Here is a 12,289-nt window from a genome sequence, read left to right on the forward strand (position 1 = left end):
TTTATCCCCAAATCACTTCTCTACTTTCAATGCCATTAAATAAGCTGCCAATGCATCAAGCTCATCTTCATTCAATTTATCGTATGAAGGCATTTTGTTTCCAGGTTTCAAATCTTGTGAATCTGTAAGCCATCTTTTAATTTCTTGTTCATTATGGTCCAGTATGCCTGCCACTCTTTCACGGTCTCCAAATGTTGAAAGGTTTGGAGCTTTTCTTGCAGCCATCGGCCGGCTATCATTAGGCGTTACAGCATGGCAGCCAATGCAGCCTTGGTCTGTGAACAGCTTTTCACCCTTCTGGGCAAGTTCGCCCTCCACTTTAGGAGGCTCTTTTGCATCCTGCATGGCAGCTGTCCATGAGTTAAAGTCATCCTTGGACATCGTTTTCACCTTGAAATCCATGTATGCATGCGAAGGTCCGCATAGTTCTGCACATTTTCCATAGAAAATATTGCCGGCTTCGTCTGCTTTCTTATTGTCGAATTCCAAGTAAAATTTGTTGATGCCATCGACATTGGTATCCATCTTGCCGCCTGCTGCCGGTAACCAGAAGGAATGCTTAACATCAGATGATTGAAGATTAAAGTAAACCTTTTCATTTGTCGGAACGACCAAATCCTGGCTCGTGACGATGCCTAAATCCGGATATTCAAATTCCCACCAGTACAAATTGGATCGAACATTGACCACTAGCACGTCCTTTGTCTTTCCGTCTTTATCTTTCTTATTCATGGCAGATACATCAGCCAATTTGAATGTATCGGTAACGACCGGTACAGCCAAAATCAATAATAGGATAATCGGTATGATCGTCCAGATCAGTTCAAGTTTATGGTTTCCCTCTACCTGCACAGGTATCGACTTATCACCTTTCCTGCGTCTGAATTTAATTACGACATACAGGAAAATGATTGTGACGACAATAATAACCAGAACCATGATGAGCGTGCTGAGAATCATCAGATTGTATTGTTTGTCTGCAACTTCACCGGCAGGCTTCAATGCCGACAGGCTTGGTTTGCCGCAACCTGCTAACATAAGCGTCATAAGTGTAAACAAGCCAACTAAACGCCATTTTTGAAGCACTTTTTTCATACGTGTGAAACCCCTCTTTCTTTTGAATTTGTTCTCCTGATCCCAAAAAATTAAAAATCAACTGAAAATTCCCTCTATTCTAAACCTTTTTAACATAAAAGAGGGAACCTCCCTTGCTGAATTGTTACTCCGGCTGACAGATTCCTAGAATGTAAAATATGTATGTGATCATTTCATTGTATGTATTGGCCTGTCAACCTCATAACATTTGGCCACATCAACGGAGTCGGCGGCGGGTATCCCCACCGCCCATCGTCGATGAACCCTATATCAAGGTTACAATAACCATTGAAACAAAGAGAATCGTTAAATAATTTAACGAATAGATAAACATGCTTTTTGCCCATTTGATATCATCTTTCATCTTAAATCCGTATAATCCCAAGGCAAGCCAACCTATATTCAGGAGCGCTGTTAAAACCACTAGCGGAGTCCCTAAAGAAGTTAAAAAGAATGGGATCGGCATAAGGAAAAGCACCCAGAGATTGATGGATATTTTGGTCCGTTTAAACCCTTTTACAACGGGCAACATAGGCACTCCCGCTTTTCTGTATTCTTCACAGCGTCTCATTGCCAATGCATAAAAATGAGGTGGCTGCCATATGAAAAGAATCAAAAACAGTGTCCAGGCAACAATCCCCAAGTGTGAATCTACGGCAGCCCAGCCAATTAATGGCGGCATTGCACCGGAAAAACTTCCAATAACCGTATTTGAAACTAGTTTTCTCTTGGAAAAAGTATAGACAATACTATATGCAAAAACGCCTATCAATCCGAAAATTGCAGCCGTTATTGTCGTTAGTGCAAGCAAAACCGTCCCAACTGTTACCAAACTGATTCCAACCAACAATACCTTTGAAGCATTATACTTGCCTGTCACAGTCGGTCTAGTGCTCGTTCTTTCCATCAATTGATCGATATCGCGGTCAATATAATTATTAAGCGTTCCGGCACCCCCAATAATAAGTGCGGTTCCCATTAATGTATAAAAGACCGTATCCAAATTCCCCAAAAAGCTCATATTGGCAAAATGAAGAGCAAGCCACATTCCCGTGAACGTTGTGATTAAATTAGATTTAATGATGCCAATTTTAATCAATGCCAGGAAATCATCCCAGGCAGTAGTCTTTGCCAGTCCATTTTGAAGGCTATGATCATGAGCCGTAGCCTTTGTATTCGACATATTTCTTCCCCCTCTACCTTAAATAAACAAACACAAAAAAAGCAATTGTATCTATAATCCCATTATTCCATACATTCCTATATTTGTATCAGTTGGCGCTCAACCAATGAATGACAGAAGCAGCAAAAAACAGTCGAATATAAACCAAATTATACTAAAATTGCATTTAAATAACAATTTTTTCTATACAAAATCTATTAAAACATATTTAAGCTTCTTTTTGTGAACTTTTTTTGGATAATTTTTGACTTATTTGTGTCTTGTTGAAATTCGGGGCCTAAGTTCTCTTTTCATAAAGGCAACGGCCACCTTTTTATTCATATGCCGCATTTCACCCGTTTAAAAACTAGTATAGTATTCAAAATATAGAAAAATTATCCTTTTATATTTCTATCAGATATTCCGTGCTGTTTCAACACGTTTTTCATTTTCTGATAATCCAACTATTAATATCGCTTTTATATTTAGCATTACTCCAAAACTTATTTTCCCATGATTTCCATAATATATAAATTTTTATTTGAATAAGTAGACTAATTTCTTTATGATGGTTATGAGAGCATTTGGAAATTATCTTAAAATGATTCTGTTTATCTTAAGAAATTTGATTTCAATATGACATGCACGGCTTTTTCAATGCTTATGTGCCATTCCGGCCGGGTATGAATGCCATTTGAATTTGTCATAAATACGCCAAATACTCTTTCAATATAAATGACTAATTAGTTAAGAAGGTGAACTCACTGTGCATCGCGGTTTAAAAAGATTCGCAATTCTGACAACGATTGGCATGCTTCTCATTCTTCTCGGGGGAGCGCTCGTGACAAAAACCGGTTCCGGAATGGGCTGCGGTAGGTCATGGCCATTATGCGATGGGCAAATAATACCTGACCATATCACAATGGAAATGGTCATTGAATGGTCGCATAGGGCCGTTTCAGGAACAGTAGGCATTATGGTTCTCATTTTGTCTTATTGGAGTTGGAAGGCGCTTGGCCATGTTAGAGAGACAAAGTTTTTGTCCATCCTCTCCTTCACGTTTCTGCTGCTTCAGGGGCTAATTGGAGCTGCTGCTGTTTTATGGGGTCAATCCGATTTTATTCTTGCACTTCATTTCGGCATATCACTTATTTCCTTCGCAGCTGTTTTTTTATTGACTCTGCTCATTTACGAAGTAGATAAAAAGTTTGATTCTGAATTGATTATTATGGATGGTAGAATGGTTTTCCATACAGTAGGCATTCTTCTTTATATGTATTTTGTGGTATATACTGGAGCATTGGTACGGCACAGTGAATCAAGTTTGGCATGTTCATCATGGCCGCTCTGCAGGAATGATTCAAGCTTTATGCCAGCAAACACGTTTGAGTGGATTCAAATGGGCCACCGCGCCTTGGCTGGATTTGCATTCATCTGGATATCATCTGTGGCCTGGATCGCCTTCAAACATTATAAACATCAAAAAGTTATTTTATATGGCTGGATCACCTCGTTCATTCTGATTTGCCTTCAAGTGATTGCAGGGGCGTTTATTATTTTTACTCGCTTAAATTTGTTGATTGCGCTTTCACACGCCTTTTTTATTTCCTGTTTATTCGGCGTATTAAGTTATATGCTTTTGCTTGCATCCAGAAGCCGGCGAAATGCCTATTCAAAAAAAACGAAGCCGGAAAATGCACAAATTGGCAAACAAATCTCCTAAGGGATTCCTATTTGGACATCCTATATAAGCGGGTTGAAACATGAGGAAAATACCATTGACCTCTTGATTCAACCCGCTTTATTTTCATATCGGCTATGATGGGATGGGCCATTACTTCATACCTCAACATCAACAGCGGTTATCCATTAAAGGCTTTCTTTCCTCTTCCTTTTTCATTAGTAACCAAGCTAGCTAGCCAGTTGATTTCTACATGTGTTAATGATGTATGGTTTTGCAGGCAATGCATTTTAATTCCCTATAAAACCTTATCCCAAAACGAATTACATTAGAGGCATTCCCTCCTGTAAGCATGTCAGCTTTTCCTAATTGGGCAATACGGTTATTCCTTTTCATAGTAAGCTAAGTCATTCAAAATGAAATGAAGGACAAACTAGCCAGTGGCCTCTTCTCTCCCCTTGCTTTCTCCATTTGTAACATAAAACACTTAGCTTTCAAATATATGAATTTGCCCTCTTATAACTCCTATAAAATGGTTGCTATCAACAAGAACGCACCGCCTTTTAAAGCGGTGCATTCTTGTTGCATATGAATTTACTCATTAAGTACAGCAATAGATAAACGCTGCCTACATCCGCACTTCATTAGACATGCTCGTTCAGTTTGTTTAGTTCTTCTCAACTTCCATCAATAGGTCGCCTGTAGAGATAGGCTCTCCATTATTTGCATGTACAGCCTTCACTATTCCATCAAAAGGTGCTTGTACAGTTGTTTCCATTTTCATTGCCTCAGTGATGATCAAATGGTCCCCCTTCTTCACCTTCGCACCATTTTCAACCAAAACTTTAACGATAGTTCCCGGCATAGTGGCGCCGATGTGTGTAGGATTAGCATGATCAGCTTTTGGCTTCACGGCGACTGTGGATTTAATGCTTTCGTCTTTAATATTGATTTCACGTTGCTGACCATTCAGGTCGAAATACAGAGTCCGAGTCCCATCAGGATGTGCTTGGGAGATGCTTACTAATTTAACAATCAGCGTTTTTCCTTTTTCAATTTCCACTTCGACTTCTTCACCGATATTCATGCCATAAAGGAAGGTCGGTGTATCGAGGCGGGATATATTGCCGAACCGTTCAACTGTCTTAGCGTATTCCAGGAATACTTTAGGGTATAGAGCATAGGCGATGATATCAAAGCTTGTGACAGGGCGTTTGATTTCCTTAAATAACTCTTCTCTCAATTGATTGAAATCAACATCTTCAAGCAATTCACCAGGACGGATAGTTATCGCTTCTTTTCCTTTTAGTATCACTTTTTGAAGTTCTTTAGGGAAACCGCCTACTGTTTGGCCCAGCATTCCTGAGAACAATTCAATAACTGAATCAGGGAAATCAATGCTTTCTCCTTTAGTAATTACAGATTCTTCATCCAGGTTATTCTGTACCATGAAGAGCGCCATATCGCCGACTACTTTTGAAGAAGGTGTTACCTTAACGATATCTCCGAACAATAGATTGACTCTTCGATACATATCTTTTACTTCTTCCCACCGTTCCCCGAGACCTACAGCTTTTGCCTGTTGCTGCAAGTTGCTGTATTGCCCGCCAGGCATTTCATGCTTATATACATCCGTATGGGGAGCTATCAGTCCACTTTCAAATTCCTTATAATATTTTCGTACATCCTCCCAGTAATTGCTTAACTTTTCAGTCGCTGCGATATCGATTTTAGGTTGGCGATCTGAACCTTCAAGCGCATAACATAACGTATTCATGCTAGGCTGTGAAGTCATTCCTGCCACTGAGCTAATAGCCGTATCGACAATATCCACACCTGCATCAATCGCTTTGCTGAGAGTCAGAATTCCATTGCCGCTTGTATCATGTGTATGCAAATGAATTGGAATATCAATGGCTTCCTTCAATTCAGATATTAAACGATAGGCTGCCGAAGGTTTCAACAGACCTGCCATATCCTTGATGGCCAATATATGGGCACCTTGATCTTGCAATTCCTTGGCAAGATTTTTATAGTATTCAGTTGTGAACTTAGTGCGTGTAGGATCTTCTATATCGCCTGTATAGCAAATAGCAGCCTCAGCGATTTTCCCATTTTGTCTGACTGCATCAATTGCCGTTTCCATTCCTTTAACCCAATTGAGGCTGTCAAAAATACGGAAAACATCTATTCCGCCCTGTGAAGATAATTGCACAAATTCACGTATCACATTATCCGGATAATTTTTATAGCCAACAGCATTTGCCCCTCTAAGGAGCATTTGGAATAAAACATTCGGCATTTTTTCTCTAAGGGCCAATAGACGGTCCCATGGATCTTCTTTCAGGAATCTATATGCAACATCAAATGTGGCCCCACCCCACATTTCAGTAGAGAACAGATTTGGCAGTAGCTTCGCAGTCGGCTCAGCAATATGGACCAAGTCATTTGTACGCACGCGAGTCGCCAGCAAGGATTGATGTGCATCACGGAATGTGGTGTCTGTGACCAACACTTCTTTTTGCTCTTTCACCCATTGCACTAATCCATCTGCACCGCGTTCATCGAGAATTTGTTTCGTTCCTGGCTGATAATCAGCCCCAAACGGCAAGACAATTCCCCGCGCACGATCAAAATCCGGTTTTTCCTTATTTTCAATCCCTGGAAAGCCATTAATTGTAACGTTTCCGATATAGGATAGCATTTTGGTCCCTCTGTCTTTTCGGACCGGGAACACAAAAAGTTCCGGTGTTTGATCAATAAAGGATGTATCAATGTTTCCATTCTTGAATTTTTCATGCTTAATGACATTCTCAAGGAATGGGATATTTGTTTTAATGCCGCGAATCCGGAATTCTTTTAGGTTACGGATCATCTTGTTCGATGCTTGCTCAAACGTTAACGCCCATGTTGAGACTTTCACAAGCAAGGAATCGTAATATGGAGTAATGACAGCGCCTTGGTACGCATTGCCTGCATCCAAGCGGACACCGAAACCGCTCGCAGAACGATAAGCCATGATTTTTCCGGTATCAGGCATAAAATTGTTTAATGGGTCTTCGGTTGTAATACGGGATTGGATCGCATACCCGAATAAAGGAATATCCTTTTGCTCAGGAATATTTACCTTGTCGCTATGTAAGCTATATCCTTCAGCGATGAGGATTTGTGATTGAACAATATCAATTCCTGTAATCATTTCAGTAACCGTATGTTCTACTTGCACACGCGGATTCACTTCGATGAAATAAAACTTCCCGCCTGAAACAAGAAACTCTACAGTTCCTGCGTTCACATATTTTACATTGTTCATTAATTTGACAGCTGCATCGCATATTGCGTGGCGAAGCTCATCCGGCAATGAAACAGACGGCGCCAACTCTACAACCTTTTGGTGGCGTCTTTGTACGGAACAATCTCTTTCGTATAGATGAACGATATTCCCTTCTGCATCACCTAGAATTTGAACTTCAATATGTTTTGGGTTTTGCACATATTTTTCTACATAAACTTCATCGCTTCCGAAAGCAGCTTTCGCCTCTGATTTCGCACGATCATATGCATCCTGAACCTCTTCAAGGCTATGCACAATCCTCATGCCGCGGCCGCCGCCGCCCAATGATGCTTTAATAATGATCGGGAATCCATGCTCATTGCCGAAAGCAATCACATCATCAACGGAATTTACAGGGCCATCGCTGCCCGGGATAACCGGGATATCAGCCTGAATGGCTTGAGTACGGGCTTTGACTTTGTCGCCAAACATATCTAAATGCTTCGTTTCAGGTCCGATGAAAATAATGCCTTCTTCTTCACATCTTCTGGCAAAATCGATATTTTCCGAGAGGAATCCATACCCTGGATGAATCGCATCTACATTGGCATCTTTAGCGATTTCAATAATCCCTTCAATATCAAGATAAGCATCAATCGGCTTCTTGCCTTCACCGACCAAGTATGCTTCATCTGCTTTAAACCGGTGGTAAGATTCGGAATCTTCCTTCGAATAAATCGCTACTGTGCGGATATTCAACTCCGTACATGCTCTGAATACTCTAATGGCAATTTCGCCACGGTTGGCGGCAAGCACCTTTTTAATACGTCTTTCCAATCTCAACACCCACTTTTTAAAATTTAGTAGAAATATGTGAACAAAGAAACCATGGTTTGGTCCCTTTGATGGTACACCTATTTAACAGAAAAATGGCGAACGCCCTTTGCTGTTTCTTGATTTGGAACGACCGTCTCTTGAGTACGGTACTTATATCTGTTTTCATATGTAGAAAACATAGCCACGTTTATGAGGATCCCCATCGAAATGGAAAGTAGAATAATAGAGGAACCCCCGTATGAAACAAACGGCAGCGGGACGCCCGTAATTGGAATAATTCCAGTCAATCCACCAAGATTGATAAATGATTGAATGCCGATCATACTAGAAATACCGATGGCCAACAGGCTGCCAAACGGATCCCTGCACCTTCCTGCTATCCTGTACCCTTTAAGAATAATAAACCCTAATAGCACCAAGACAAAGCCTACTCCGAATATCCCTAGCTCTTCTGAAATAACAGCCATGATAAAGTCAGTGTGCGGTTCTGGCAGGTATCCATACTTTTGGATGCTCTCGCCTAGTCCCTGGCCTTTAACGCCACCGGATCCAATGGCAATATAGGAATTAACCAGTTGATAGCCTTCCCCTTTCTCATATTGGAAAGGATCAAGAAAACTATTGATACGGCCCATTCTCGTATCTGAGAATATCTCATCTTTCTTAATAAGAATAATAGGAGAGAGCAATAAAGCTACTGCAGCCAAAATACCGACAAGCTTCATAATGCTTTTCATGCCCATCCCGCTCGACAGGATAATAGTTGCCGCTATGGAAAATATGATGAGTGCTGTCCCGAAGTCAGGCTGCATCATGACCATTCCGCATATGATCCCCAAAAATATGATTGGGGGCATAACAGCATAATTGAAGTTGTTGATATAGCTTTGTTTTTTTGCATAAACTGCAGAAAGATAGACGATCATACCCACCTTAATAAATTCGGAAGGCTGTATCATGCTGCCTCCCAGTTTAATCCAGCTTTGGGCGTTATTCGATGTGTGGCCAATGATGAATAGCAGGGCCAGTGCCGCTATCGATCCAAAAAAGATCGTTTTCAGCACTTTACGTGATTGATACACCTTATACGGTATTAAAGCAAACAATACAAGGATAAACAACCCTAAAATTAAATGGAACTTTTGCTTCTGGAAAAAATAATCGCTGGGCACGCCATATCTGGTCGGTGCAACAACCGAACTGGCACTGTAAATCATAACAAGGCCGAATAAACTCAAAAGAACGATCGACACTATCAAACTATAATCATAGGATTTTGCTATTTTTTTAAACATGTAATCGACCTCTTCTTTATGTGTTAACAGAAAAGAATCGGCTGAATATAGTATAACACAATAAATGAATGTGATATACTCAATATCCTTATTCTATTTCTGAAATACACTCATTTAATGATATTTTTGAAACCTTTTAAGAAAGGGGGCAATTATTTTTTGAATATGTTGAATATTAAAAATAATGCATGTAAAGCGGCTTCCCTAATAGTCTTGGCATTTAGAAAATTATGTAAACGGTTGAGTGTGAAATAAAAGACTTATCAGAACCATTATACATGAAAAATGATTCAAAAAAACTCAAACAACGGAAAAGCATTGTTTGAGTTTTGAAGAGAACTGTTATTTTTTCAATGACGCTTCATGCAAAGCTGATAACTCTCTCTCAAGTTGCTCTAAAAGTGATTTACCCTCATCCTCTTCAACTAAACCTAACCGTACTGCAAAATCAATTTCTCTGGAAAGACCATACATTTGGGTATCCAAAACTTCTTCATACAGAGGGCATTGAGGCATCGTGAGGTTATCCATTTGAACTTTGATTAACTTTAATATTTTATCGGCATCTGCTTTAAGGATTGCAAATGCTTTTTCTTGATGATTGATCAGCATTTCTGATGTCATATAAAATCCCCCATTTCAGAGCGATTAACTAACTAATCTATCTCTAAATTTTAACCTTTCTATGTTGAAAACGCAAGAATTATCAAGTGTTGAATTTATAAACGTTAACTGCTATTTTACCCCTATAAACTGTAAAAGTAAATCGCTTCTCTATAAATACTACTAAAATTTTTCCAAATCTCTCTTTTTTGACTAAAGGATTTAAAAAATTGTTTGTTTTATGAATGCATTCCATTTTCCAATAGTTGTTTGATTCTATATACTGATAGATGAGAATGAATTCAGGAAAATGAGGGATTACATATGGAAAGTATTGTACCGATCTTAGGAAATGTCCGATTTTCTATTACACTGGATCCTAGCGTTTGGATTTTTGATGACCGAAAGAAAAAAATGGATGATTTCTTCAATGATACTAATGAAGCTCCGGAAGACTTGGAAGCTTACACAAAGGCTGTCTCTGCCCATTGGGATAAAGAGATGACTGAAGGCGCACAACTTCCGCCTACCAAAAAACCGAAGCGCAAGTATAATAAACAGGAACTCAAAACAGAATCATACGGTATTTACTTCCGCGATTTCCTTCAGAATAGCGAACCGGGAGAGAATGCCGAAAAAGTTATTGTTGAAACGGAAAATGGAGAACATCATCCTTTTCCACTACAAGAAGCAAACCAATTAATCCTTTGTTTTTCTCATAAAGGGAAAGCTTTAAAGGAAGATGGGCCTGTCCATGTTTATTATGGCTCAACAATGGATGAAAAAATCACTCACGTTCGCGCTTTTCGCGTAGAATAGGAATAAACGAATTAGAAAAGGGCTTCCTTAGGCAGCCCTTTTTCCTCTCTATAAGATATTGGCTGCAAGCTGTGCCAATGCCGAACGTTCACCTTTAACCAGTTTAATATGCCCGCTGATTCCCTGGTCCTTGAATTTTTCGATAGCATAAGTCAATCCATTATTATGTTCATCCAAGTATGGATGGTCGATCTGCTCGGGATCTCCCATTAAAATGATTTTGCTTCGGTCTCCAACTCTTGTCAATATGGTTTTCACTTCATGTTTCGTTAAGTTTTGCGCCTCATCAATAATCATAAATTGCTCAGGGATGCTTCTGCCTCTTATATAGGTCAATGCCTCTACCTCAATAGAATTAATCCCCGCCAATATGCCATCCAATTCCCCTGGCTTCTTGGTATTGAATAAAAACTCAAGATTATCATAAATAGGCTGCATCCATGGTCTCAGCTTTTCTTCTTTTTCTCCCGGCAAATAACCTAAGTCCTTTCCCATAGGAACAATCGGCCTTGCAACAAGCAATTTTTGGTACTTGCCCAGGTCCTCAGTCTGCATAAGAGCTGCAGCAAGGGCCAATAATGTTTTCCCTGTCCCAGCTTTTCCGATCATCGTTACAAAAGGAAGATCATCTCTTAATAACAACTCCATTGCCATTGTCTGCTGTGCATTGCGTGATTTTATGCCCCACACGCGTTCCTGATCAAAAACCAATTTTTTCACTTTCTTGCCTTCCGCGTCAACCATCCCAATAGCCGATCCACTCCCGCCGAGAGAATCCTTCATCAACAGGAACTGATTTGGGTAGAAAGGATGATTCGCTAAATCGGTTATAAACAGTTCCCCTTTTTCATAAAAACGGTCTAGAGTTTCTCTCGGTATATACATTTCATTAAATCCGCTATATATTTGATCCAATTCCACAACCCGGTCGCTCAGGAAATCCTCGGCAATAAGCCCGATTGCATCTGCCTTTACCCGGACAAGTGTATCTTTTGAAACAAGGATGACCTCCTTTCCTCCAGCCTCCTTTGCCTGTTCCTCAATCGATAAATTTTTGGCAACCGCCAATATTCGATTATCATTCGTCTTTTCAACAAATATTTCCTGAAGCTGATAGAAATATTTATGGTTCAATTCAATTCTTATCGTCCCCCCATTATGGAGCTTGATCGTTTCGTGCAATTTTCCCGACCTTCTGAGATTATCTATTAGTTTTGATACAAGCCTTGCGTTCCTTCCCACCTCATCGAGATTTCTTTTCTTCGAGTCAACTTCCTCCAGCACAACAGCCGGTATGACCACCTCATTTTCTTCGAATGAATAAATGGAATAGGGATCCTGCAATAAGACGTTCGTATCCAACACATATATTTTGTTCAACATAATGCCCCCTGCCGGAAATATTTCGATTGTTCGCACGTGTCCTTTGATCAGATACGTATGTACCTTCAGTATATGAATCGCATGTGGGTATTGCTAAAAATATATGTCCAAGAGAATAAAGTTAGAAGGACAACTGCAAA

At 39.9% G+C, this 12,289-nt stretch carries 8 protein-coding genes; 2 read left to right on the top strand and 6 right to left on the bottom strand.

Translation table 11 applies throughout. The annotated features are described in order from the left end of the window. Positions 1-12 precede the first annotated feature (12 nt). Together coxB and cyoE are read right to left on the bottom strand one after the other, a co-directional pair. Entirely contained in the window at positions 13-1,095 is a 1,083-nt protein-coding gene (gene coxB, locus ABC357_RS11995) for a cytochrome c oxidase subunit II (protein WP_412887725.1), read from the bottom strand. A gap of 265 nt (positions 1,096-1,360) precedes the next feature. Continuing rightward, positions 1,361-2,278 (bottom strand): heme o synthase, encoded by a 918-nt coding sequence (gene cyoE / locus ABC357_RS12000; RefSeq protein ID WP_412887726.1) that lies wholly within the window; start codon positions 2,276-2,278, stop codon positions 1,361-1,363. 745 nt (positions 2,279-3,023) lie between these two features. On the opposite strand from cyoE, the gene ABC357_RS12005 reads away from it, so the two are divergent. Then, on the top strand, positions 3,024-3,980 hold the full coding sequence (locus tag ABC357_RS12005; protein WP_412887727.1) for a COX15/CtaA family protein: 957 nt from the start codon (positions 3,024-3,026) through the stop codon (positions 3,978-3,980). Between the two features lie 625 nt (positions 3,981-4,605). Here the strand turns inward: ABC357_RS12005 and pyc are convergent. The 3 genes from pyc to ABC357_RS12020 form a co-directional block, all read right to left on the bottom strand. Next, positions 4,606-8,049 carry a pyruvate carboxylase gene (pyc, locus tag ABC357_RS12010; protein ID WP_412887728.1) on the bottom strand — a complete coding sequence of 1,148 codons (3,444 nt, stop codon included), beginning with the start codon at positions 8,047-8,049 and terminating at the stop codon, positions 4,606-4,608. 77 nt (positions 8,050-8,126) lie between these two features. Next, on the bottom strand, positions 8,127-9,344 hold the full coding sequence (ftsW, locus tag ABC357_RS12015; RefSeq protein ID WP_412887729.1) for a putative lipid II flippase FtsW: 1,218 nt from the start codon (positions 9,342-9,344) through the stop codon (positions 8,127-8,129). Positions 9,345-9,686: 342 nt separating this feature from the next. Continuing rightward, entirely contained in the window at positions 9,687-9,968 is a 282-nt protein-coding gene (locus ABC357_RS12020; RefSeq protein ID WP_412887730.1) for an Fpa/YlaN family protein, read from the bottom strand. 303 nt (positions 9,969-10,271) lie between these two features. Between ABC357_RS12020 and ABC357_RS12025 the strand changes: the two genes are divergently transcribed. Next, entirely contained in the window at positions 10,272-10,766 is a 495-nt protein-coding gene (locus ABC357_RS12025; protein WP_412887731.1) for a peptidyl-prolyl cis-trans isomerase, read from the top strand. 48 nt (positions 10,767-10,814) lie between these two features. On the opposite strand, the gene ABC357_RS12030 is transcribed toward ABC357_RS12025, so the two are convergent. Further along, complete coding sequence (locus ABC357_RS12030) at positions 10,815-12,146, bottom strand: PhoH family protein (protein WP_412888653.1); 1,332 nt, start codon at positions 12,144-12,146, stop codon at positions 10,815-10,817. Positions 12,147-12,289: the final 143 nt, after the last annotated feature.

This window comes from Bacillus kalamii (genome assembly GCF_047238185.1).
Lineage (GTDB): Bacteria > Bacillota > Bacilli > Bacillales > DSM-1321 > Bacillus_AD.

Coding starts and splice junctions, on each gene's coding strand:
- cyoE (WP_412887726.1), bottom strand. CDS start 2,278: ATGTCGAATACAAAGGCTACGGCTCATGATCATAGCCTTCAAAATGGA.
- ABC357_RS12020 (WP_412887730.1), bottom strand. CDS start 9,968: ATGACATCAGAAATGCTGATCAATCATCAAGAAAAAGCATTTGCAATC.
- coxB (WP_412887725.1), bottom strand. CDS start 1,095: ATGAAAAAAGTGCTTCAAAAATGGCGTTTAGTTGGCTTGTTTACACTT.
- ABC357_RS12025 (WP_412887731.1), top strand. CDS start 10,272: ATGGAAAGTATTGTACCGATCTTAGGAAATGTCCGATTTTCTATTACA.
- ftsW (WP_412887729.1), bottom strand. CDS start 9,344: ATGTTTAAAAAAATAGCAAAATCCTATGATTATAGTTTGATAGTGTCG.